Source organism: Sphingobium sp. WR1 (genome assembly GCF_059693745.1).
Genome location: NZ_JCATID010000019.1, coordinates 90,955 through 114,620, shown reverse-complemented (window position 1 = coordinate 114,620; position 23,666 = coordinate 90,955). Strand labels below are relative to the sequence as shown.

Sequence of the window (23,666 nt, the reverse complement as noted above, 5' to 3'; positions counted from 1 at the left end):
CTCCCCTGTCCTAGCGCCCTGCTTTTCGAGATGCGCTCTCATCATCCAAGAGACGCGCGGGCGCATTTTCCGTCAGATGGCTTCGGCTTTTTTCCGGGCCAGGCGAATTTCCTCCGGCGTGATCGTCACCGCGACGTCGAGTGAGGCGGCCAAGGTGCGTGCAAAGCCGGCCGGATTGTCGATTCGGAACAGGCCGATCAGCTTTTCATTGGCCAGACTCTCGTCAACGATCACCAGTTGCTGCGCGTTATAGCGATTGAACCGGGTGACGGCGTCGGCCAGCGTTTCTCCCTCCAGGGCGATCTCGCCGACCCGCCAGGCGAGGGATCGCTCGATCGCCGCGGGCGCATTGCCTGTAACCGGCGTGAGCGCGCCACGCTCGAACGTGGCGAAATCGCCGGCCTTGAGGATCGTCATCGTGCCTCCGCCGTCCCGCGCCCAGGTTGCGACCGTCCCCTCCGTAACGGCGATCTGGACGCCATTTTCGGTTCGGCTGACGGAAAAGGCCGTGCCGATCGCCCGCGCCTGCGCGATGCCGGCATCGACGACGAAGGGACGCCGACGATCCTTCGCGACCTGGAACCAGGCTTGTCCCCTTGCCAATGTGACCCGGCGGACATCCTCGTCCAGGGCGACCCTCAGGTCGCTGCTGCTGTCGATCGTCGCCACGGAGCCATCGGCCAGCGGGAGACGGCGTATTTCTCCCCGCTCGGTCGCCACATGATCGCCCATCAATCGCGGCAAGCCGGTCATGCCGGCGATGCCGGCCGCGATCGTTCCGCCAATGCTTGCGGCTATCCAGCGGCGACGCGTCCAGAACCGGCTTTGCGGCCGCTGTTCGATATCCGCCTCGATCGCGTCGCCGATCAATGAAAGCGCCGCCTGGGCGCGCAGCAGCGCTCCGGCATGGCGTCGGTCCTGCGCCAGCCATGCCTCCATTTCCGCCTGCTGCTCTGCGTCCAGCGGATGACGCAGCGCCCAGGCTGCCGCTATGTCGTCAGCGGTTTCGCGCATGGGCGGCTCCTTCCGGCGACGCATGTTCTGGAACGGCGGCAGGCTCGGTCAATTGGCGGAGCACTGACCGAAGCCCGCGACTCGCCTCATTCTCGACGACGGATTCGGAGATGCCCAGCGCCTGCGCGATCGCCTTCTGGCTCAATCCCTCGACCTTGCGCATGATGAAAATGCGCCGGGCGCGCGTCGAAAGGGTTGCCAGCGCCATCTGGATGCGTCCCAGTTCCTCCCGTGCCTGGGCGAAGCGTTCGGGGGTCAGCGGGTCGCTTTCTCCCTCCAAGCCGATCGCGTCGGCCAGGGTTTCGATGCGGACGACGCGCGCCCGCTTTCGCTGACGTCGCACGATGTTACCGGCCATCGCAAAGAGATAGGCGCGCGGCGAAACAACGTGGGTGACGTCGGACAATTGGGCAAGGCGGCAATAACATTCCTGCACGACATCCTCCACATCGGCGGTTGCGAGCACGCGCCGCTGCAGCCAGTGCCGCAGATCGCGTTCATGGGGCAGAATTTCCCGTCCCACCCATTGCGCTAGCGCCTCGCGTTCCGTGATCTTTCTCCTCTCTCGCCATTAAGAGACGCGCCGACAGATTTTCCGTCGCGTGGAAGAAGAATTTTATCCATGCCTCCAATTCTGGCGATCATGATCGGCGTGCGCCATTGGCGGGCATCGCTTCAAGACCGGCAGGCCGCGCTCGACCTTCGTCGATGGACGCACCCCTCATCGCCCGGAAATGCCCTAGTTCCGCAGCCCGGCCAGGGCCTCCGCAACAGCGGCGATGGGGCGCATCAGGCCGCCGGCCGGGCGCGTGCCGCCAATGGAGTCGAGCGGCAGAATATCGAGCCAGGACAAGGCGCGGGAGAAGCTTTCCACTTGCTGCCGCGCCAGTTCGGCGTCGAGCCGCTCCAGTCCGCCGTCGGGCAATATCTGGCAAAGATAGTCGGGGCCGGGCACCAGCGAGATGGAGGGAATGCCGCATTGGTAGAGCGGCGCGCCTTCGCCGAGGAAAATATGAGCGAGCCGCGGCGCGACGACCAGGCTGCGCAACCTGGTCCGGCCGGCGACCGCGGCGCGATAGACCTGCTCCATCACGGCGTTGGTCGCATAGACGATTTCCCGCTCCAACCGGCCGGTAGGCGCGGGACGGCCGTTCCTGTCCTTCCACTCCGTGCAGCCCAGATGCTCCAGCGTCAGGCCGGCAACGGCGCGGGCATGGCCGGGCTGGCCATCCCACAGTTCGGGATGGCGTTGGAGCCAGGCGGAAGTCGCCTGGCCATGCCCCTTCACCAGCTGCGGTATCTGGAAATGGCCGGTGGCGAAGACAAGGATGATCGTGCGGTTCCTGTCGGTTCGCGCTGCATGTGCGCGCGCCAGCGCCAGCAGCCCCGCCGGGCCGTTTTCCTCGCAGGCATTGGGTCCATCCGTATGGGTGTTGACGATGATTGTCTCATGCGGATTGCGCCCCTCCAGCACGACATGGAGCGTGTCGGTTTCGGCGTCCTCCAGTTCCGCTTCCAGCGTTAGCGTGGCCTTGGCGCCGCGGGCCGCCGCCTGTTTCAGCTGATCACGTTGGCCCTCTCCAACCCAGAGCGCCGGGCAATCGGCATAGGGGGTGGTGAAGGGCAGCACCTGCCCCTGCGCCAGATCGTCGGACAGCCCTTCGAACAGGCAGATGACCCCGCGCGCGCCAGCTGCCCTGGCCCGGGCGAGAAAGATATTGGTGAGCGGCCCAAGCACCGGCACCACCTCTCGATCGGCTAGGTCCGCACTGTTGTCGGGCAGGGCCGCCCTGCGCTCGAACAGCATCAGCGTAGTGAGCGTGGTGAGGTCCAGCCGGCCTACCGGGACAATGGCGATCCTGTCGCGCGCGGCGGCGAAATCCTTGGGCGCCTTGTCGAACCAGATCAGGGGCGCGGTCACGCCCTCCGTCTCCGTCCTGCCGGAATAGGGATAGGGCGCGGCGACTGGCACGGCGGCGCCATCGTCCAGGCGGATCGAGGTGCGGCCGGGCGTCCAGCGCCGGATGCGATGGGTCTGGCGATGCACGTCCAGCCCCATGGCGGCGAGTTCGTCCGCAATATAGTCGACGGACTGCCGGTGCGCCGGACTGGCGGTCAGGCGGGGGCCGAAGGCGTTGATCCGTTCGATCCAGCGCCACAGCGTAGCGCGATCCGGCAGGGGGACGGCCGCGACGTCCGGCAAGGGCTTGAGCGGGCGCGCGCGCCACGCCAGCAAGCCGCTTAGCGCCGCCAGGCTCGCCAGGCCACCGATCAGGAATTTGCGCCGCGCCATCCCCCTCATGCCAGCAAGACTCGCAGCGCCTTCTTGTCGATCTTGCCGACGCTGGTGCGTGGCAGCGCGTCGACCAGCAGCAGCCGTTCGGGAAGGGCATAGCGGCTGATGCGGCCGGATGCGACAAGTTGATCCAGTTGCGCGCGCAACTCCTCCATTCGCGGCGGCGTGGCGTCGGGACTGGCGACAAGGAAGGCGGCCGGGCGCTCGCCCCATTTCTCGTCAGGCACGCCGATGACAGCCGCTTCGGCGATGCCGGGCTGGGCGACGAGCAGATCCTCCAGATCCACGGAGGACACCCATTCGCCGCCGGACTTGATGACATCCTTCAGCCGGTCGACAATGCGCAGCGCGCCATCGGGGTCGGCGGCGGCGACATCGCCGGTGTGCATCCAGCCGTCCGCCCAGAGCGCGTCGGAATCCGCCTGGGTCGCATAGCCCTGCGTCAGCCAGGGCGCGCGCAGCAGCAATTCGCCGCCATGGGCCGTATCCACCCGCGCCTGGACCAGGATTGCGGGAAAGCCCGCACGGCAACGGCCTGCAACATCGTCCGGCAATCCGCGCGCCAATGCGATGATCGGGCCGGTTTCCGACATGCCATAACCGGCCAGGATGGTGATGCCGGCCGCCTCCGCCTCCCGCGCCAGCGCCGCGGGGAGCGCCGCTCCCCCGATGACGATGGTCCAGGGCTTAAGGGTTTCGCCGCTCGCTGCATTCCTATCCAGCAACATGCGCAGGATGGTTGGCACACAATGAGAGAAGTCGACGCCCTCCCGTTGCTTGAGCGCCAGCAGAGCCGCGGGATCATAGCGGCCGGGATAGACTTGGCGAACGCCCAGCATCGTCGCCGCGTAGGGCATACCCCAGGCATGGACATGGAACATGGGGGTCATCGGCATATAGACATTGGTTCGCCGCAGGCCCTGCCCGTCGGGCTGGTTCGCCAGCGTCGCGGCCAAGGCGATCGTGTGCAGGACAAGCTGGCGATGGCTGAAGAAGACCTGCTTGGGATCGCCCGTCGTGCCGGTGGTGTGAAAGGTGGTGGCGATCGCATTCTCATCGAAATCGCGAAAGACGAAGTCGGGTGCGGTCGCGGCGATCAGCGCTTCATAGTCCGCCCCGTCCTCTCCCCCCTCCATGACAATCACGCCGTCGATCTGCGGCAGGGCAGGGAGCAAGTGCGCGCACAGGGGCGCGAAATCGGCATGATGCAGCAGGAAGGAGGCACCGGACTGGCGCAGGGTGAAATCGAGCTGGGCGGGGGACAGGCGGACATTCACCGTCTGCAGGATCGCGCCCATCATGGGAATGGCGAAATAGCATTCCAGATAGCGATGGCTGTCCCAGTCCATCACCGCGACCGTATCGCCCGCGCGCACGCCCCGCGCCGTCAGCAGGGTCGCCAGCCGCGTCACCCGATCGACAAAGTCGTGGTAACTGAGGCGCAGATCGCCGCTGACGATTTCCGCATAGCTTTGATCCGCGACATTGGCGAGCAAGTCGCGGATCAGCAAGGGATAGGCATAGGCGTCGGTGCCGGGGGTCGACAGGATCTTGGGCGCGTTCAACGGATGGCCTCCAATGGGTCAGGAATGGAAATAACGCAGGGATCGGTGCCGGGTGCCATTGTCGTCAAGCCGGGCAGGATGCGCGTCTGGCGGTGTCCGGTCCCGATATCGGCTCGGCGCCCAGGCTGGGATCGCTGCCCTTGAGCGCCGCCATGGGGCGGGTGTCGGCCTGCCGGATCAGTTCCGCGATCATCGCCGTCTGCCGCGCGGCGAGATCGGCGTCCAGCTTGTCCATATGGCCGTTCGGCGCGATGCCCAGCAGATAGTTCGGTCCGGATATGCAGGCGACATGCGGGATACCGCTATTGTGGAAGACCCGGCCGGTCGTATAGCCCGGTCCGCGCTCCACTGCATGGCGGAGCAGGTCGTGGCGTTTGATCCCCTCTATCAGCATGTCGTTCAGCGGTCCGGCGGTTGCTGGCCAGTTCATATATTCATTATGACCCGTCGCCGCATAGCCCCTACCGGGTATATCGGCCCATTCGCTGGCCCCCAGATGTTCGATGGTGAAGGCCGCAGCCGCGCGCCGCATGAGGTCGGGATGGGCCAGCGCCCAGCCCGGTGCTTCGGGCATGTCGCCGCTCATATGTCCCGGCCAGCCGGCGAAGACGAGCGTGCGGCGCAGCCTTTGGCCTGGCGGCTGGCTGGCGAAGTGGCGCGCCAGCTGCAGCATCGCCATGCAGCCATTTTCCTCGATGAAATTCTGGCCGTCCGTATGGGTGTCGACGATCATCACCTCGTCGCTTGTCCCCGGCAGGATGGCCGTGATCTGGGGCACCTCGCCCTCCACCCAGTCCGCGTCCAGCGTAAGGTGGGCGGATCGCCCGCTCTTGGCCGCAGCGCGCAATGCTTCGCCGCGATCCTGGCCGACGAACAGCGCGGGCGCTTTCGCCTTGTAGGGCGAGGCATGGGGGGAGAAATTGCCCTCGATCATCGCCGACGACGCATTGATGATGATCGCCACGCCGGCCGCCCCCAGCGCCGCCAGCGCATCCATCTGGAAAGCGGGCATGGTCCAGAGGCGATGATAGCGCGAGTCCAACACATCCGCCCGCGTTTCGCCACGCAGATGGATGAAGTGCGGGTGGACGATATGGCTGAGCGCCATGTCCGGCAGGGATGCGTCGAAGACCAGCAGGCTACCCCTGGCAAAGGACGGCAGGCTGACCGGGCCGTTCGGCTCCAGCCGGCCGGCATAGACCAGGGGGCCGGTGACGCCCTGCCGCCCGGTGGGCTGGGACCGCACGAAATAGGCGACGGGGATGGCGATGCGCCTTTTCCCGTCGATGATGTCGAGGCTCCAGCGCTTGGGCTCCCAGCGGCGATAGGCATAATTCTCGCACGGTCCCGATTGCAGCCCCGCGGCGACCATTTGGCGCGCCAGCCAATCGACGAATCTGATATGGTTGGCGTTGCCGGGCAGGCGCGGACCGAAATCGACCATCTGTTGATAGTCCTGCCGGATCTGGTCTGCGGATGGCAGAGGCACCGGCATTGGCGCGCGGGCGGCGGCGATCGCCCGTCCCGCCCGGCCGCAGCCGGCCATGGCGACGGCGGCAGTCAGCAGGGCGGCGCGCCGGGACAGGAGCAAGCTATTGGACATCGATCATCCTCCGGTGGGTGGGATCAGAAGTTCAGGTTCACGCCGGCGGTAAGGTGCCGGCCGATGACGTCATACAGTTGCGGATTGGTTGGGATGAACGTCACCAGCGTGCCGTTGGGCGCCAGCGGCGGATCGCGGTCGAACAGGTTGTTGACCGTGAAGAAGAGGCGGAACCGCCGGTCGACGCGATAGGAGGCGGTGAGGTCGGTGTAGAAGACCGACTTCACGCTGTTGTCCTCGATGGTGCGCGGCTCATGGCGGGTGACGTCATATTTGCCGGCGCTGATGAAACGTTCCTGCACGAACAGCTCGAACGGGCCGCGCGTCCAGTTGAGATTGGCAATCGCCGTCCAGCGCGGATTGGCGGTCAGGCCGACCTCCCCGGCGCGGTCGATGGAGGTGCCGTTGCTGATATCCTGCCGCTGCTTCTGCAGGTAGCTGGCGACCAGGCGCAGTTGCATGGCGCCGCCCAGCACGGCGCCGCCCGGCCGATAGCCCAGTTCGAAATCGATGCCGGCGCTTTTCAGGCGATTGAGGTTCAGCGTCGGGGATTCGATGCGCGTGATCTGTCCCGCGGCGTTGCGGACGATATTGGCGCAGAGCGCCGTCGCGCCGGCGTTGCACTGATCCAGCGTGTTCTGCGGCGTCAGCGATGCGATGATGCCGGACAGGTCGATCGAATAATAGTCCGCTGACAGGGTCAGGCCCGGCAGGAAGGAGGGGCTGAAAACGATGCCGGCCGTATAGGTCTTGGCCCGCTCGGGTTGCAGGCCGGCATTGCCGCGCGTCACCTGGATGATCGGCACGGTAGCGCCGTTCTCGATCACCGAGCCGGTATTCTGGACGGTGCCCGCGAACAGTTCCGGCACATTGGGGGCGCGAATGTCGCGCGACGCGGTGCCGCGCAGGCGCAGGCCGGCGATCGGCTCCCACACCAGCCCCGCCTTCCAGGTCGTGACCCCGCCGCTGGTGCTGTAATGGGTGTAGCGGACCGCGGCGTTGAGATCGAGCGCATGGAGCAGGGGCGTGTCGCGTGCCAGCGGAACGGCGGCCTCGCCAAATAATTCCCACAGGTTATAGCCGCCCGAAACGGGGAAGACATTGGTCAGCAGATAGCCCCCCGGCTGGTTCTGATAGGCGGCGGGAAAGCCCCTGATGCCGGTCGCGTCGTTGATGCTGGGGGCGATATCGTCAGTCACCTGGTCGAGCTTAATACGGCGATACTGCCCGCCCGCCGCCAGCAACACCGGCCCGGCCCAGGTCGAGAAGGGCTGGGCGCGGGCCGACAGGTCGACGACATCCTGGGTGAAGTCGGTGCGATAGGCGGACGTTCCTTCGACATAGTCGATCGCTGCCTGCGACGGCGCGCCGGCCCCGAACAGGTTGATGGGGACGCAACCGGGAAAGAGGGTGGGATTGGTAAGCGCGACGCGGCAGACGATGTCACCGGTCGCCGGATCGCGCACGGCGTCGGCTGCGGCATAAAGCCGTTCCAGCACCACATTATTGTCGGTACGGATGCGCGTGCGGTTCTTCGCATGGCCATAATAGCCATCGATCGTCAGGTCGTTCGGTCCGGTGAAGCGGAAACCGGCCTTCAAATCGATGGTGCGTGCCTTGGCCGTGGCATTGGCCGGATCGCCAAAGTCGAAATTCAGCCGCCCCATGGCGAAGGCCGGCGTGTTGGTGTCGGTCAATATCTGCTGCACCGCCGGGTTCAGATAGGCGTTGCCGCTATAGATGGTGAAGCCGTTGAAGCCGCCCAGGTTGAATTGCTGCACCTGATTATAATGGTTCCGGGCAAAGGCCAGATTACCCTGCGCGAACAGGGTCAATGACGGCGTCACGTCAAATTCGGCATGGCCGAAATAGCTGTGGGTCCGAATGGCGGCGGACAGGTTGCTGAACACCTGCGCGCCATCACCGCCGACCTGGATCAGGCCCGATTGCAGCGATCCGCGTGAGAAGGGCGCCAGCGTGCCGTCCGGCGCGAATTGCCGCATGGCGAACGGGCCGCTGAGGATCAGCCCCCCGGGCGATGCCGTCGATGCGCGCAAATCGTCGCGGAAGATCAGCTGGCCGGGCACCGCCGGATTGCTGAGGAAGCCGGTGCCGCGCTGGCCCCAGTCGCGATCCGCCACGCTCTGCAATCCGCCAATGTCGAGATAGGAGGCGCTCGCCACGATCCGGCCGCGTCCATCGGCAAAGCTGTGCCCGGCGGTCAGATTGGCCTTGTAGCTGGGGACGTCGCCCTGATCGGAAATGCCCGACTGGATCGTCGCCTTGAGCCCGGTAAAGCCGGTATCGAGCACGAAATTCACCACGCCGGCGACCGCGTCCGACCCATAGGCGGCCGATGCTCCGCCGGTCACAACGTCGACCCGCTTGATGAGCGCTTCGGGCAGGAGGTTGATGTCGGTCGATCCGTCCCGCGCCGACGGCGCCGCGCGGCGTCCGTCCACCAGCACCAGCGTCCGCTGCGGCCCCAAATTGCGCAGGTTGAGATAGCTGCCCGTGCCCGGCCCGGTCGCGGCGGTGAAGCCGCCGGTCGGACGGGTCGATCCGCGGAAGGCGGGCAACTGGTTCAGCGCCTCGCCGACCAGGCCCGGCTGCGCCTTGGCCAGCGCTTCGGCGCCGACGACGGTGACGGGGGTCGGCGCCTGCGACCCGTCGCGGATCGCGCGCGATCCGGTGACGACGATGTCGGCGGTCGCGGGTTCCGCCACCTCCTGCGCCGCCGCCGATCCCGCCATGAGTGCAATTGCGCATACTGATGCGCGCAGAGATACACGATTCATTCGCCGCCCTTTCAGTTTCGGGCCCGCGGCTTGTTACCGTCGCCCGTCCGTCTCCTGGCGCCGAATGTTCCTGCTAATGATGAGCGAGTCAATATATTTCTTTTTTAGAAAAGAAATATAGTTCGTAATCGTCAACCGTCCGTGTCCGGCGGCGTTGCGGACAAGCACAAAGCCCGGATTCCTGCGGCGACAAAGGCAGGAAGGCGATCGGCGATGCCGGCGAAATCGGAGGAGCTCACCGCGCCCGCCGAAATGCGATCGATGCGTCCGGTCTGCCCCAGCGAGAAGGTGAAGGCTCCGGTCAGGAAATGATAGCCCCAGTAAATCGCCTCGCGCGGGGCGTCCGGCATCAGCCGCTGCATGTCGGCGATCAGCACCGCGGAGAGTTCATCGAACACCTCCGACATCAGCGAGTGCATCGCTCCCTTGGAGCTGTTCACATAGGCGACGATGGCGGCATAGTTGCGGTGCCCTTCGTCCAGTTGCGCCATTTCAAAGCCAGGCCGCACAAATGCGTCGATCAGTCCTTCCAGCGTGCCCTTGTCGCCGTAACGGGCGCGATAGGCATCGAGCGCCTCGTATCGGGCGGCGTTGATTTTGGGGCCGCGCCGTCGGAAAACGGCCGCGAACAGCTTTTCCTTGTCGCCAAAATAGTATCGCATCAGCGCGGTATCGACCCCGGCAATCTCCGCCACGCTGGCGAGGGTCGTTCCGTTATAACCCTTGTGCGCGAACTCCGCCTCGGCATGGTCCAGGATCAGCGTCATGGATTCTTCGCGCCGTTCGGCATTGGGTTTGCGGACGCCCGCGGGCTTTTTGGGTTTCTCCTTGTTTTTCATCTGCGCGATGCTGCGGCGATCTTTGTCGGTCATTATTTCAGATAATCAGTATCGAGACGCGATACCATGGCAAACTCGCCCCTGCGTCAGGCGCACATGCGGGCGGTCTGCGTCCGGGCCGGTGCGAAAGATCGGAGCGCTCATGCTCATGGTGGAAATGCGCCGGGCGCGCATCTCGAACCCCTCGATGGCGCGTGGGCTTGCCGCCCTTGGCCGTCTTGATGGCAACGGTGGTCAACACTCACGAGGGGAGCGAGCCGCTATATCAGGACCATCATCAAATTGCTTGCATCGCTTCGTGTGGAACGATCATACCACAGAAAATCCACAGAAAACAGCTATTTACGAGATGCAATGGCGCCTTCCGAGACGGGAAGGTGGTGACCCCTACGAGTGTAGAACTTTTGTGTCAAGCAAGCTCAGGGCGTCCCTAACGACACTGTAAAATCAATGATTTCCCTTGTAAGGTGTTCGCGGTCGGTCGCTCTGGTCTGCCTGAATTTGGCTCAAAATGTGGGAACGATTGTGGGACCGTTTCTCGCGCGAAAGTGTGGGAACGCCCGCAATGCCCAAAACGGGAACCGAACCGATGGCACTGACTGCATTGAAAGTGAAGAACGCGAAGCCGGGTCGGCATGTCGATGGCCGGGGGCTTTGCCTGCTGGTGAAGCCGAGCGGCGCGCGAACATGGGTGCTGCGGATGCAGAAGGGCGGCAGGCGGCGCGACTATGGCTTGGGATCGGCGCTCGACGTGTCGCTTGCCGAAGCCCGCGACGCGGCGGCGGCGCTGCGCCGTCAGGTCCGCGAGGGCGTTGATCCGGTCGCGGAGCGGCGCAAGGCGCGCAAGGTGGTGCCGAGCTTCGAGACGGCAGCGCGCGACTGCTACGAGGCGTTGAAAGAGGGCTGGAAAAACAAGCGGCACGCTAACTGGATTTCCAGTTTCGAGAACCATGTCTTTTCGATGGTCGGCACAAGGCCGGTGGATCAGGTGGACAGCGCCGCCGTGGTCGAGGTGCTTTCGCCTATCTGGCTTGAGATTCCCGACACGGCGCGGCGCGTCCTGCAACGCATCGGCGCGGTGCTGGACTTCGCCCATATCAAGGGATGGCTTCCGGGCGAGGTATCGTTGCGTTCCGTCCGCAAGGGGCTTCCGCGCCAGGTGGACAAGGGCGGGCATCTGGAAGCCATGCCCTATGCGGACGTGCCCGCCCTCATGCAGAAGCTGGCGGCGGCTTCGCCTACGACCGGGCGCGATGCCTTGCGCTTCACCATCTACAACGCTGTCCGCTCCAACGAGACACGCTTTGCGGTCTGGACGGAGTTCGACTTGGACAAGGCCATTTGGACCATTCCGGGCGAGCGGATGAAGGCGGGGGAAACCCATGTCGTGCCGCTGTCCGCGCCCGCCGTGGCGCTGCTCCGCAAGCGGTGGAAGGAACGCACCAGCGACACCGGGCTTGTGTTCTCCAATGACGGGGAAAAGCCGATCAGCGACATGACCATGACCAAGCTGCTGCGCGATGACGGCATCAGGGGCGTGACCGTCCACGGCTTCCGTTCAGCCTTCACCGACTGGTCATCGGAGCGGACGCGCTTTCCCAAGGAGGTTGCCGACAAGGCATTGGCGCACAAGCTGCCCAACAAGGTGGAAGCCGCTTATCGGCGCACCGACTTTTTCGAGAAGCGGCGCAACCTGATGGCGCGTTGGGCCGAGTATCTGGACCGCACACCGGCACAGACGAACAAGGGAAGGGACGCCGCCGCCACGGCGTCCGAGCCTATCCCGCTCCGCGCTGCCGCCTGATCAGGTCATGCAGGCTGGCGGTTGTGATGCGGGTGGACTTACCGAGCTTCACCGTCTCGATTTCACCGGCCGCGATCAGCTCGTAGAGCTTGGTCCGGCCGATGCCGATCATGTGGGCGGCATCATTGACGCGGACGCAGATCGGATCGGGGGAAGGGCGCGCGGTCATGGCGCTTCGCCCCCGGTGCGATCCTCACGGTAAGCGGACGGATTGGCGATCCAGCGCTGGACGGCTGACTCATGCCAGCCGGTGCCGTTGACGCTGATCGGCAGTTGCCGGGGAAACGTCCCGTCCGCGATCTTGCGGTAGAGCGTGGAACGGGAAAGGCCGGTGCGTTGCAGCACCGTCTTTAGACGAATGATCCTTTCAGGGTTGGACATAGCTTCATTCCGTAATCTGGCGGTTTCATAAAAGCCCCTCGGTGGCAGCATTGGCGGCCCGAATCCGCCTTGCAAGGGCGGCCGGGACGGCGGAGGACCAGCAGGGATCAAGGAGGAACATAAAAGTATGTAGGAGGACCTTGAGGGATGTCGGGTGCATTGCAGTGATGCGCGAGGACGTAGCGTGCGCTCGCGTGACCTGTTCTCAGACTGGTGCGGGACAGCGCCGTTCGGATGATCTTTTCAGTATTCGACACGGGACTTACTTCCATCTTTTGGTGATGAATGACGCCCCCTGACAAATAAGGATGGCCGACCCGAATCGCGTTGCAAGAACAAACCGCCGGAGAGGCGGCTTGATCGTAGTATGGGCGGTAAAAACTTGCGCACGGCGGTTCTGGCGTGCTCCGGGCGGTAATGGCGTGCTATGGGCAATAGCACGCGGTGAACGGCGGTTATTTCGGCCGTGATTGCCTTTGCTCCATGCAATTCAGGATGATGCCAGAGGCTTTCACGCCGTCCGCTTTTCGTCTTCCACAATTCCGATTCGCACGACATGGCGGGGCCTTTCTTCCGGTGGCCCGCCATTGCCACAAACTCATGCTGTATCGCTTTGTCCCGTCGCGCAAGAGGGGGAGGCACGACAGTGCCGACAGGTGCAAAATTAGTCCTAAGGATGGCGATTCTGTTTGAGTCGGCATTTCGCCGCGCCTTGGTTGCGGGCGCTTGAAAACATTCCCTTCACGGAATATATGGTCTTATGAATTGGACGGTCGAATCTGACGAGGAATTTGCAGCGTGGCTTTTGGAACAGGCAGCGCCAGTGCGAAAGGCGATAGCCGCCCGCATTATGGTATTGGGTCAATTTGGCCCGTCGCTGAACCGGCCGCATGTGGATACGCTGAAAGGCTCGGTCTATCCGAACATGAAGGAACTGCGCGTGCAGATCGGCGGCGATCCGTGGCGCATATTTTTCGCCTTCGACCCGCGCCGCGCGGCTATTCTGTTGGTTGGCGGCAACAAGGCCGGAGACAAGCGATTTTATGACGTGAACATTCCGATTGCCGACCAGCGTTATGCGCGCCACCTCGCGCAATTGGATGAGGAAGGAAAGTGACGATGGCGATTCCGTTCGAGGACGTTCTGGCAAAGCTGCCTGACGATGAGCGCCGCGAGATCGAGAAGGAAGGGCGCAGGCTTGCGGCCGAGTATCTGACGCTGCGCGAGCTTCGCAAGGCGCGGCGGCTGTCGCAAAAGGCGGTGGCGGAAAAGCTGCACACCAATCAGGCGGGCGTGTCGAAGATCGAGAAGCGCGCCGACCTCATGCTGTCCACGCTGCGCGGCTATATCGAGGCGGCGGGCGGAAGCCTTGAGCTTGTCGCACGCTTCCCCGACGCGCCGCCCGTCAGGATCGACCACATGCGCGACCTTGGCAAAGCCGGGAAGGATACGCCCGACGACGCAGGACGTGCGGCGGCCTGAATCCGGGTTAGCCGGGGGACCGATCCGACGCCTTGCCACTTCGCGTTTCCGCTTCCGCCTCGAACGCGCGCTTGCCTTTGCGCTGCCATAGGGCAAGCGCGTTGCCGACTTCCTCGCCGCGCAACTTGTCCGCGACCATGAGGAGCGCGCCGTAGATCGTGGCGCGGTCATCGTCGGTCAATTCTACCAGCCCCGCCTTCACGACCAGCCCGCCTAGCTCAATGAGCATCCGCGTTCTTTCTCGACGCTTCATCACCCATTCCCGCCTGTCCGTTCGTGCCTTTGCGGCCTCAATGCGATGCCGCGCCGCCGTCGAGCGGTAGAGCGCCTTCCGGCTGTTGTTCAGATCGCGGCGCAGGCTTGCGTTGTTTGCTGCGAAAGAAAGCCGCGCCCGCCTTGCGCCAGCCCTCCCTTGTCGCGGCATCTTTGCTGGCGACGGCATCGAGCAGAGCGCCCGCGAGCAGATCGGCGTCGAGCGCATCGGCACCTGTCGCGGCCACCAATTCGCCAAGTTGACGCACGCGGCGTTCCTTGATGGCCTTGGCCTTGTCGGCCAGCGCCTTTAGCTCCGAATCATAGTCGCGTGGTTTCCGCATGGCAAAGTCTCCATTGTGTGACGATGCAGCCATGATAGAAGAAGGCAGGCGGTGACGCAGTAGAGTCGCCGGGACGTGATGACACCGCCTAGTCCCTGCTCGGATTTTATTCGAGGAGGGCGCGCTTATACGTCGTGCCGACGTGCGCTTGAGGCAGTAGATGGATTGCCGTCATGGCAATTTATCACTTCTCCGTTCAGGTCATCGGCCGCGCCAGCGGGCGCAGCGCCGTGGCGGCCGCCGCCTATCGCGCGGCCGACAGGCTGCACGACGAGCGACTGGACCGCGACCATGACTTCTCCAACAAGTCGGGGGTCGTCCACTCTGAAATCCTCCTGCCGGAGAATGCACCCGAGGCGTTCGCCGACCGCGAAAAACTGTGGAACGAGGTAGAGGCGACCGAGAAGCGCAAGGACGCGCAGCTTGCCCGCGAGGTCGAGTTTTCCATTCCGCGCGAGATGACGCAGGCACAGGGCATCGAGCTTGCCCGCGACTTCGCCCAGGCCGAATTTGTCGAACGCGGCATGATCGCCGACCTCAATGTGCATTGGGATATCGGCGCGGACGGGCAGCCCAAGCCGCACGCCCATGTCATGCTCACCATGCGCGAGGTGAGCGAGGATGGGTTCGGCGCAAAGGTCCGCGACTGGAATCGCACAGAGCTTGTCGAGCAGTGGCGCGAGCGCTGGGCGGATCACGTCAACACCCGCCTTGCCGAACTCGATATCGACGCGCGCATCGATCACCGCAGTTTGCAGGCGCAAGGCATCGACCTTGAGCCGCAGGACAAGATCGGTCCCGCCGCTCAGCGCATGGGCGAGCGCGGCCTTGAGTCCGAACGGATCGAGGATCACCGCGCCACCGCGCAGCGCAACGGCGAACGCATCATCGCGGAGCCGCGTATCGCGCTGGACGCGATCACCCACCATCAGGCGACGTTCACCCGGCGCGACATGGCGATGTTCGTGCATCGGCACACGGACGGGAAAGAGCAGTTCGACCGGGCGATGAGCGCCGTTCGCGCATCGCCCGACTTGATCGCGCTCGGCAAGGATGGGCGCGGCGAAGATCGCTTCACCAGCCGCGACATGATCGAGACCGAGCAGCGGTTGCAGCGCGCATCGGAGTTGATGGCCGAGCGCGAGCGGCACCGCGTGGACGAGAAGGACCGCGCAGCCGCCTTGGCGCAGGCCGAGCAGCGCGGGCTTGCGTTGACCGGCGAGCAGCGCGCGGCGTTCGATCATGTGACGGGCGAGCGCGGCTTGAGCGTCGTCGTCGGTTACGCAGGCACCGGCAAGAGCGCGATGCTTGGCGTTGCGCGGGAGGCGTGGGAGCGCAGCGGATTCGAGGTGCGCGGCGCGGCGTTGTCGGGGATCGCGGCGGAGGGGTTGGAGAACGGCTCCGGCATCGCTTCGCGCACCATCGCCAGCATGGAGCATGGCTGGGCGCAGGGCCGCGATATGCTCACCTCTCGCGACGTCCTAGTGATCGACGAGGCGGGCATGGTCGGCACGCGTCAGATGGAGCGCGTATTGTCGCACGCCGCCGATGCGGGCGCGAAGGTCGTTCTTGTCGGCGACCCGCAGCAGTTGCAGGCGATCGAGGCGGGCGCGGCCTTCCGGGCGATCCACGAACGGCATGGGGGCGTCGAGATTACGGAGGTCCGCCGCCAGGTTCACGACTGGCAGCGCGACGCCACCCGGCATCTGGCGACCGGCAGAACTGGTGAGGCGATCCGGGCCTATGCCGATCATGGCATGGTCCACGCAGCCGAGACGCGCGAGCAGGCGCGCGCCGAGCTTGTCGAGCGTTGGGACCGTGAGCGCATCGCCGCGCCCGATCAATCGCGCATCATCCTCACCCATACCAATGACGAGGTGCGCGAACTGAACGAAGCCGCGCGCGACCGGATGCGCGCGGCGGGCGAGCTTGGCGATGACGTGTTGGTGAAGGCCGAGCGCGGCAACCGCAGCTTTGCGACCGGCGACCGCATCATGTTCCTTCGCAACGAACGCAGCCTTGAGGTGAAGAACGGCACGCTCGGCACCGTCGAACATGTGAACCGGCAGGGCATGGCCGTCCGCACCGATGACGGGCGCTCCGTCGCGTTCGACATGAAGGATTACGCCCATGTCGATCATGGCTATGCGGCCACGATCCACAAGGCGCAGGGCATGAGCGTGGACCGCTCCCACATGCTCGCCACGCCGGGGATGGACCGGCACGGGGCCTATGTCGGGATGACGCGCCACAGGGAGGGCATGGCGCTTCACTATGGGCGCGACGATTTCCGGGACGACGCCCGCCTTGTCCGCACGCTGTCGCGCGAGCGCACCAAGGACATGGCGAGCGACTACCGCCAAGTCGAGCCTGCCCGCGGCCCGGCGCAGCAGTTCGCGGAGCGGCGCGGCCTCACGTTTGGCGAGCGCATCGCGGGAATCGTCCGGCCCGTGGCGGAGAAGGCGCGCGGGATCTTCGACGGATTGCGGCTCTCGCTGCCCGGTCAGCAGCGCGAGCCATCGCCAACGCCCGAACCCCGGCGCGGCATGTTCGACGGCCTTGACCTTGGGCGTTTCGTTTCGCCATCCGGCCACGATCCTGCCCGCCAGCAGCAGCGGGACCACGACCCGCAGCCGATGCGCGCCGGGGGCTTGCGCGGCGCGGTCGAGCGTTACGCCAAGGCGCTCGATGCGATCCGGCAGACCCGCGCGCAGGGAATCGACCCGATGCCCCACCAGCGCGAGGCGCTGGACCGCGCGCGCGATGCTTTGGATGCGATCCGGCCGCAAGGCTCGACGGACCTCAACAGCGCATTCCGGGGCGAACCGGAACTGATCCGCGAGGCGGCTCAAGGGCGCGGCCAAGACGCCGTGCGCGCCATGCAGGCGGAAGCGGAAATCCGCATCGACCCGTTCCAGCGCGCAGACCGCTTTGTCGAAGGCTGGCAGCAGTTGCGCGAGCAGCACGCCGAGCTGGTGCGCGATGGCAATTTCCGGGGCGCGAAGACCACCGCGCAGCACATGGCCGACATGGCGAAAAGCCTTGAGCGCGACGCCCAGCTTGAATCCGTGCTGGGACTACGCAGCCGCGAGCTTGGCCTTGAGATCGGTCACGACATGGGCCGCAGCATCGGCCGGGACCTCGCGGCTTCCATCCCCTTCGATCATGGCCGCGACATCAGCCGCGGCATGGAACGATAGACAAGGAGAAGAGATCATGGACGAACAATCCCTGCCCAACGAGCCGGAACCCCAGCCGCAGGCCGGAACGGCGGCGGAGGCGTTCACGCGCCTGGCGGCGCGCGTGGAGGCGATGGAGGGGCGGTTTGACGGGCGCTTGGCGGTGATCGCCCGCGCGCTCGAACATATCGCCATCGAGAAGCAGAGCATCGAGGTTCCCGACTACAATCCCACGCTTGGCAAGATCAACGCCAACATGGCCGACCTTGCCAAGCACATGAAGGCGGTCGAGCAATCGGAGGCGTTGCGGATCACGCCGGAGAGCATGGCCGAGCGCATCGCGGCGGCGGCGGACGCGGCGCGCGAGGCTGACAGGATCGCGCTCAAGGAAATGCGGGAGCTTAACCGGCAGAGCAACGCCGCGATGAGCAGGGCGGTCGGCACGCTCCGCGCAAAGGAGGATGAGCGGAACCATTTGCTCAATGCCATCGGCATCGCGATCCTCGCTGTATCCCTCCTATGGCTATTCTATCCGGGCTGGGCGGCGAGCATGGCCCCGCAAGGCTGGCACTGGCCCGAACGGGTCGCGCGTCGCACTATGGGCGAGCCGACGCTATGGGATGCGGGCATCCGCCTGATGCAGGCTGGGAACCCGGAAGGCTGGCAGGCCATCATTGATGCCGCCGATATGCGGCAGGCCAACCGTGAAACCATCGCCGCGTGCGAGCGAGCGGCGATCAAGGCCAAGGAGTCGGTGCGATGCACGATCAGGATAGGGCGTCAGTCCCCTTGAGCGGATCGCGTGACGATAGGCCGCGAAGCCGCCCACCCGCTACGGCGCCATTTGGGGAGCGCGCGCCCGGTCGGCTTCGCTCTTTATGAACATCAACAACGGCGAAGCTTTTTGGGAGCAGGATCGCGCGGCGGCGCATGAATACCGGGCGGACCTATACTTGAAACCCAAGTTCAATTGCACCTGCCTGTCCTGCAATATGGGTCTGCTCAACCGACACCGCGCTTGATGGCTTCACCCCGCAACGGATGATTGTCGAGCATCGAAATCGATCTGGGACGAAGATGGTGAGTCGCTTCCGGCCGCGCAAGGGGTAGGGCACTGACGTGCCGCTTTCGGCAGTCTGATGCCGATTTGCGTGGCATGGTGCGTTGCCGCCCCCCCGCATTGATCGGCGCGTCCAACTTCTTCGAGCTGGCGGTCGCTGCCGCGATCAGTCTGTTCGGTCTCAACTCCGGCGCAGCGCTTGCTACCGTCGTCCTCGTGCTGGTCGAAGTTCCGGTCATGCTGTCCCTGGTCAGAATCGTGAAGGCGACACGCCCTTGGTATGAGCGTCGGGTAGCCTACGCCAACCCCGTGCTCATGGCTCAATGCCGTCGAGGTTTTCTTCGCCAGGCTGACCAACCACCGGCTCAAACGCGGCGTCTTCCATTCCTCGTCGACCTTCAGGTCGCCATCAACCGCTTCCTGGATGAGCAGCACAACGAAAGCCCCAAACCCTTCGTCTGGACCGCCGATCCTGATAAAATCATCGCCGCCGTCAGACGCGGGCACCAAGTGTTAGATTCCAATCACTGCGGCCTGCGTCACGAGCTTCGAAATCAGGTATGAGTTGATGGCTTCCGAGCCGCCCTCAGACCCGTAACCGGAGTCCTTGACCCCGCCAAGCGGGAGTTCCGGCAATCCCAGAAGGGTATGGTTGATTGCCAGCATGCCAACTTCAAGCTCGGTCTGAAACCTTTGCGAATTGCGGATCGACGAGGTGAACGCATAGGCTGCAAGGCCATAGGGAAGGCGGTTCGCTTCAGCGATCGCCTCGTCGATCGTATCGAAGGGCGACAGCGTCGCGACCGGCCCGAAGGGTTCCTCGTTCTGGATGCGCGATGAAAGACTGACATCGGTGAGAACGGTCGGGGCTTGAAAGAACCCGGCCCGCGGTGCCGCATCGCCCTCGACCAGCACCTGCGCCCCCTCGCTCACTGCCTCCTGGATAAGGCCGGCGACGGCCTTGACCCGGCGCTCGCTGACCAGCGGGCCCATTGCCGTGGCCGGTTCGAGCCCCGATCCGGTCCGCACCTTCTTCACATGCTCCGCCAGCGCCGCGGCGAAGCGGTCGTAGATGCCCCGCTGGACCAGCACGCGTGTGGGCGAGATGCAGACCTGGCCCGCGTTGCGGACCTTGAAACCCGCAATGGCCGCGACCGCCGCCTCAACATTCGCGTCCTCGCAGACGATGACCGGATTGTGGCCGCCCAGTTCCATCGTGATGCGCTTCATGTGTTTGCCGGCCAGGGCCGCAAGCTGCTTGCCCACAGGCACCGACCCGGTGAAGGACACCTTGCGGATCACCGGATGTGGAATGAGATAGTTCGCGATGTCAGCCGGTTCGCCGTAAACGATGTTGAGAACGCCCGGCGGGAGCCCGGCGTCCAGCAGCGCCTGTGCAAGTGCCGCCGGCGAGGCCGGCGTGTCTTCGGGCGGCTTGGCGACGACGGTGCATCCGACCGACAGCGCCGGACCGAGCTTGCGCACCAGTTGCGACATCGGGAAATTCCATGGCGTGAAGGCCACGACCGGACCCACCGGCTGCTTGAGCACCATCTGGGTCACGTTCGGCGAACGCGCCGGAATCACCTGCCCATAGGCGCGCTGGCCTTCGCCGGCGAACCAGTCGAGCAGATCGGCGGACGACATCACCTCGGCGCGCGCCTCGGCAAGGGGCTTGCCCATTTCCATCGTCATGCACGGCGCGAGGGTATCGGCGCGCTCGCGCAGCAGCACGGCCGCCTGGCGCAGGATGCTGCCGCGCGCATAGGCGCCGGCATCCCGCCAAGCCGCGAAGGCGCTGCCCGCGGCCTGCACCGCCTCCTCCAGATCGGCAGGTTCGGCCATGGCATAATGGCCAATCACCTCTGCGGTTGCCGGATCATAAACGGCTGTTCGCCGCCCCAGCGCGCCATCGCGCCACCGTCCGTCGATCAGGAGTTGAGTATCAGGATAGGTCGTTTCCATGTTGATCCCCCGGGCGCCCGCCTTCGTGGTGCCTTCAGTCAAGTCACTTACACACCGGCCAGAATTGCCCTGCCGACGATCTTGCCACCGGCGAGGCTGTTCAGCACGTCCTCAGCCTCGTCCAGCTTGTAGCAGGTGGTGGGAATCGGCTTGATCGCGCCATTGCGGGCAAGCTGCATCAGTTCCGCGAACTCTCCTGGGGAGCCCGTATAGCTGCCGCGGATCGTGAGCGCGCGCACGGCGATCAGGGGAAGCGCCCAGGGGGCAGCCCCGCCGAACAGCCCGACGATGACATAGGTTCCGCCCTTGCCCAGAGCGTCGAAGCCAAGCTCGGCCGTCGCCTCGGCGCCGACGAAGTCGATCGCCGCAAGGGGCGCCTCGCCGGCGGCGGCATGAATCTGCGCCACGGCATCCGCGGCGCGCGGATCGACCGCCGCACAGACCCCCGCAGCAAGGGCCGACGCCCGCTTGACAGGGTCGATATCGACGAAGACGGGCGCCTTGGCCCCCAGCGCCTGCAACAGTTGCGCGCACATCAGCCCAAGGCCGCCAGCGCCGATCACCAGAAGCGCATGGTCTTTCAGCGTGCTTTCCACCTTCTTGAGCGCGCCATAGGCCGTAAGCCCCGAACAGGCCAGCGGTGCGGCGTTTTCGGGTGGGATATCTCCGATCTCATGAAGATATTTCGGATGCGGCACCCGGATCTGCGTGGCATAACCGCCATCGACATGCATGCCGAGAAACTGCGGTTTCATGCACAGCTGCTCTTGGCCCGAGGCACAGACAGCGCAGGTGCCACAGCCGATCCAGGGATAGACCACATATTTCTTTCCCCTGTCGAGCGTGCCGACATCCGGGCCAGCGGCGACCACTTCCCCGACCGTTTCATGCCCCATCACCAGCGGCAACGCGATCCCGCGCTGGGCGAATTCCAGCTTGCGGCCGTGACCAAGATCATACCCCCCCTCGCGAATATGCAGGTCGGTGTGACAGACGCCGGCGGCGGTCACGGACAAGATGACCTCCGTTCCGCGAGGGGTCATGTCCGGCCTGTCGTCTGGACGCAGGGGTTGACCGAATTCATGAACACATTGGCAATGCATGATGTTTTCCTCCGTTACAGCTCACCAATGATGTAGCTTTTGAATTTGCAGTTGCTGGAATGGGGTGGAAAGCATCACTCGTTTCCGGACGATCGACGCTTTCCGCCTTACCCAAGAATATTTCGATCCACCGCTCCCGCGCCGTTCAGAAGAATTTCGCGAGCCGGAGGGTCAGGGTTGTGTCGCGCTTGAACGTATTCTGTGCGTCCACATCGTGCCCAACTTCCATCAGGAACTGCGTTGTCGGGTTGAGCATCTGGGACCAGGCCACTCGAACTGTGGTGGATTCAACGTCCGCCCCCCTGATGCTTCCTACCGTTTCGGCACCTCCCCAGCTTGCCGTGGCCCCAGCCGAGAGCATCGTCGTATCGCTTGCATTGTAGTTGACCCAGCCGAGCGCAGTATAGCTTGCATCCTTCTCGACTTGCACGCCACCGGGGCCATCGTTGTTGTCCCCATAGATTGTGACGCCCCCCACAACATCGACCGACCATTTGGGGGCGACATTGAACAGGAAGCCTGGCTGAACGGCGACAGACCATCGATTAGACCCCAAGCTAGGCTTGGTGGCAGAATAGTTGCCGGTCGGCAGGGTGAGATAGGTGGCAATGCCAAAGTAGCGTCCGTTTTTGGCATCGTTCAGCGGCCAGATCGTACCGACAAGCGTAAGATCCCCGGAGGAGAAGTGCTTGGTGTCGATGTCGGTTCCGGCAATCCTCATATTGTTCAGACCTCCGAAAGGTTGCAGCACGTTCACGTCAACACGCATTCCCGCGAGGTCGAAATATTTGACATAGCGAAGAAGGCTCACGTTCGTGTCGAGATTGGAGTCCGCCACGTCGTCCCCATTCCCGTCAACCAAAGTGTCTGAAGTGCTGCCAAGATAATATACCAACGCAAGGTTCGTTCCCGCCGGTAAGGGCACGAAGTCGCGCGGCTGATAATCCTGCCCATACGCGGCGGTCCCCGACATCAGGCACTGAACAGCAAACCCGGCCGCGACAAACAATGAATACCGAACCCTTTTTCTTGGCGCCAACATCATCACTTCTCCTATTGTTGACTGCGCTCTGCGACTGTCCCGATTGTTGGCTGCCGACAGGCAAGCTGTCGGCAGATCTCGGGTTCAGGGCCGCGCATTCGCAGCGGATCCGGAACGGTCAGTTCGCGGTGTACCCGCCGTCGACCACCAACTCGGCACCATGGACGAACGAGGCTTCATCCGAGGCCAGGAACAGCACCGCGTTCGAAACTTCCTCGGGCTGGCAGGGCCGCTTCAGCAGCGTCGGGCCAAGGAGCGCCTCCCGCGCTTCCGGAGCGGCATGCAGAAGATCCTTGGTCATCGGCGTGTCGATGACGCCCGGGTGGATCGAATTGACCCGGATGCCCGTATCCGCCAGATCGACGGCGCAGGATTTGGTCATCAGCCGCACCGCGCCCTTGGAGCTGATGTAGGCCCCCGCCATCGCGGCGCCAGCGATGCCGTAGATGGACGATATGTTGATGATCGAGGCCTTGCCCGATTCCTTCATCAGCGGCACGGCGGCGCGGATGCCCAGATAGACGCCCTTCACGTTGACGTTCATCACCCGGTCAAATTCCTCGGGCGAGGTCTCGTGCAGCGCCTTCAGGATCAGGATGCCGGCGTTGTTCACCAAGATGTCCAGCCGTCCGGCCTTGGCGCGCACGGCGTCGATGAGCTTTGACCAATCATCCTCGCTGGTCACGTCATGCTTGATGAAATCGGCCTTGCCCCCGGCAGCCACGATGCCCTTGGCCACCGCTTCGCCCGCCGCTGCTTCGCGGTCGGTGACAAAGACATGCGCACCCTCGCGCGCCAGAAGTTCGGAGTGGGACTTGCCCATCCCCATCGCAGCGCCCGTCACGAGGGCGACTTTTCCCGATACACGTCCCACAGATTCTCTCCTTTGTTGCTCTCTTCTTGCTCTCTTCCGCAGAACCGGGCCTGGAACCATCGCCC

The 23,666-nt window shown here is 64.5% G+C and carries 20 protein-coding genes and 2 pseudogenes; 7 read left to right on the top strand and 15 right to left on the bottom strand.

What is annotated here, in order from left to right; genetic code table 11:
- Positions 1-72: 72 nt before the first annotated feature.
- The 7 genes from AC58EF_RS20170 to AC58EF_RS20140 form a co-directional block, all read right to left on the bottom strand.
- A complete protein-coding gene (locus tag AC58EF_RS20170) occupies positions 73-1,014 on the bottom strand; it encodes a FecR family protein (protein ID WP_497278158.1) in 942 nt (313 codons plus the stop codon).
- The gene (locus tag AC58EF_RS20165) at positions 998-1,537 is read right to left on the bottom strand and encodes an RNA polymerase sigma factor (protein ID WP_497278157.1); all 540 of its coding nucleotides are present in this window, start codon (positions 1,535-1,537) and stop codon (positions 998-1,000) included. Before AC58EF_RS20165 ends, AC58EF_RS20170 begins: the two co-directional genes overlap by 17 nt.
- A 216-nt stretch (positions 1,538-1,753) precedes the next feature.
- Positions 1,754-3,316, bottom strand: coding sequence for a hypothetical protein (locus tag AC58EF_RS20160; RefSeq protein WP_497278156.1), 1,563 nt, complete (start codon positions 3,314-3,316; stop codon positions 1,754-1,756).
- Complete coding sequence (locus AC58EF_RS20155) at positions 3,313-4,875, bottom strand: long-chain-fatty-acid--CoA ligase (RefSeq protein ID WP_497278154.1); 1,563 nt, start codon at positions 4,873-4,875, stop codon at positions 3,313-3,315. The genes AC58EF_RS20160 and AC58EF_RS20155 overlap by 4 nt, the downstream gene beginning before the upstream one ends.
- Before the next feature lie 64 nt (positions 4,876-4,939).
- On the bottom strand, positions 4,940-6,478 hold the full coding sequence (locus AC58EF_RS20150; RefSeq protein ID WP_497278152.1) for a hypothetical protein: 1,539 nt from the start codon (positions 6,476-6,478) through the stop codon (positions 4,940-4,942).
- Between the two features lie 23 nt (positions 6,479-6,501).
- Positions 6,502-9,231 (bottom strand): TonB-dependent receptor plug domain-containing protein, encoded by a 2,730-nt coding sequence (locus AC58EF_RS20145; protein ID WP_497278151.1) that lies wholly within the window; start codon positions 9,229-9,231, stop codon positions 6,502-6,504.
- 176 nt (positions 9,232-9,407) lie between these two features.
- Positions 9,408-10,148 (bottom strand): TetR/AcrR family transcriptional regulator, encoded by a 741-nt coding sequence (locus AC58EF_RS20140; RefSeq protein ID WP_497278150.1) that lies wholly within the window; start codon positions 10,146-10,148, stop codon positions 9,408-9,410.
- A gap of 556 nt (positions 10,149-10,704) precedes the next feature.
- On the opposite strand from AC58EF_RS20140, the gene AC58EF_RS20135 reads away from it, so the two are divergent.
- On the top strand, positions 10,705-11,919 hold the full coding sequence (locus AC58EF_RS20135) for a tyrosine-type recombinase/integrase (RefSeq protein ID WP_229668050.1): 1,215 nt from the start codon (positions 10,705-10,707) through the stop codon (positions 11,917-11,919).
- Here the strand turns inward: AC58EF_RS20135 and AC58EF_RS20130 are convergent.
- Both AC58EF_RS20130 and AC58EF_RS20125 read right to left on the bottom strand, forming a co-directional pair.
- Positions 11,894-12,088, bottom strand: coding sequence for a helix-turn-helix domain-containing protein (locus AC58EF_RS20130; RefSeq protein ID WP_133494119.1), 195 nt, complete (start codon positions 12,086-12,088; stop codon positions 11,894-11,896). The genes AC58EF_RS20135 and AC58EF_RS20130 overlap by 26 nt on opposite strands.
- Positions 12,085-12,300, bottom strand: coding sequence for a helix-turn-helix transcriptional regulator (locus AC58EF_RS20125; RefSeq protein WP_133494118.1), 216 nt, complete (start codon positions 12,298-12,300; stop codon positions 12,085-12,087). The genes AC58EF_RS20130 and AC58EF_RS20125 overlap by 4 nt, the downstream gene beginning before the upstream one ends.
- Positions 12,301-13,060: 760 nt before the next feature.
- Between AC58EF_RS20125 and AC58EF_RS20120 the strand changes: the two genes are divergently transcribed.
- Both AC58EF_RS20120 and AC58EF_RS20115 read left to right on the top strand, forming a co-directional pair.
- The gene (locus tag AC58EF_RS20120; RefSeq protein WP_133494117.1) at positions 13,061-13,417 is read left to right on the top strand and encodes a type II toxin-antitoxin system RelE/ParE family toxin; all 357 of its coding nucleotides are present in this window, start codon (positions 13,061-13,063) and stop codon (positions 13,415-13,417) included.
- A 2-nt stretch (positions 13,418-13,419) separates the two neighbouring features.
- On the top strand, positions 13,420-13,782 hold the full coding sequence (locus tag AC58EF_RS20115) for a helix-turn-helix domain-containing protein (RefSeq protein ID WP_133494116.1): 363 nt from the start codon (positions 13,420-13,422) through the stop codon (positions 13,780-13,782).
- A 7-nt stretch (positions 13,783-13,789) separates the two neighbouring features.
- Here the strand turns inward: AC58EF_RS20115 and AC58EF_RS20110 are convergent, their stop codons facing one another.
- Both AC58EF_RS20110 and traD read right to left on the bottom strand, forming a co-directional pair.
- Complete coding sequence (locus tag AC58EF_RS20110) at positions 13,790-14,035, bottom strand: conjugal transfer protein TraD (RefSeq protein WP_133494115.1); 246 nt, start codon at positions 14,033-14,035, stop codon at positions 13,790-13,792.
- 37 nt (positions 14,036-14,072) lie between these two features.
- Positions 14,073-14,378 (bottom strand): conjugal transfer protein TraD, encoded by a 306-nt coding sequence (gene traD, locus AC58EF_RS20105; RefSeq protein ID WP_133494114.1) that lies wholly within the window; start codon positions 14,376-14,378, stop codon positions 14,073-14,075.
- Between the two features lie 173 nt (positions 14,379-14,551).
- On the opposite strand from traD, the gene traA reads away from it, so the two are divergent.
- From traA to AC58EF_RS20085, 4 genes and pseudogenes are all read left to right on the top strand, one after another.
- Complete coding sequence (gene traA, locus AC58EF_RS20100) at positions 14,552-17,578, top strand: Ti-type conjugative transfer relaxase TraA (RefSeq protein WP_133494113.1); 3,027 nt, start codon at positions 14,552-14,554, stop codon at positions 17,576-17,578.
- A gap of 16 nt (positions 17,579-17,594) precedes the next feature.
- Positions 17,595-18,350 (top strand): DUF6118 family protein, encoded by a 756-nt coding sequence (locus AC58EF_RS20095; RefSeq protein ID WP_133494112.1) that lies wholly within the window; start codon positions 17,595-17,597, stop codon positions 18,348-18,350.
- 358 nt (positions 18,351-18,708) lie between these two features.
- Positions 18,709-18,911: pseudogene (locus tag AC58EF_RS20090) on the top strand (arsenical-resistance protein); the annotation flags it as partial.
- 4 nt (positions 18,912-18,915) lie between these two features.
- A pseudogene (locus tag AC58EF_RS20085) lies at positions 18,916-19,181 on the top strand (hypothetical protein); the annotation flags it as partial.
- Here AC58EF_RS20085 and AC58EF_RS20080 read toward each other — a convergent pair.
- The 4 genes from AC58EF_RS20080 to AC58EF_RS20065 form a co-directional block, all read right to left on the bottom strand.
- A complete protein-coding gene (locus tag AC58EF_RS20080) occupies positions 19,131-20,624 on the bottom strand; it encodes an NAD-dependent succinate-semialdehyde dehydrogenase (RefSeq protein WP_229668048.1) in 1,494 nt (497 codons plus the stop codon). The pseudogene AC58EF_RS20085 and the gene AC58EF_RS20080 sit on opposite strands and share 51 nt — an antisense overlap.
- Positions 20,625-20,629: 5 nt before the next feature.
- Positions 20,630-21,598 carry an alcohol dehydrogenase gene (locus AC58EF_RS20075; RefSeq protein ID WP_211338446.1) on the bottom strand — a complete coding sequence of 323 codons (969 nt, stop codon included), beginning with the start codon at positions 21,596-21,598 and terminating at the stop codon, positions 20,630-20,632.
- Positions 21,599-21,830: 232 nt separating this feature from the next.
- Complete coding sequence (locus tag AC58EF_RS20070) at positions 21,831-22,730, bottom strand: transporter (protein WP_170170537.1); 900 nt, start codon at positions 22,728-22,730, stop codon at positions 21,831-21,833.
- 115 nt (positions 22,731-22,845) lie between these two features.
- Positions 22,846-23,601 carry an SDR family NAD(P)-dependent oxidoreductase gene (locus tag AC58EF_RS20065; RefSeq protein ID WP_133494245.1) on the bottom strand — a complete coding sequence of 252 codons (756 nt, stop codon included), beginning with the start codon at positions 23,599-23,601 and terminating at the stop codon, positions 22,846-22,848.
- Between the last annotated feature and the right edge of the window lie 65 nt (positions 23,602-23,666).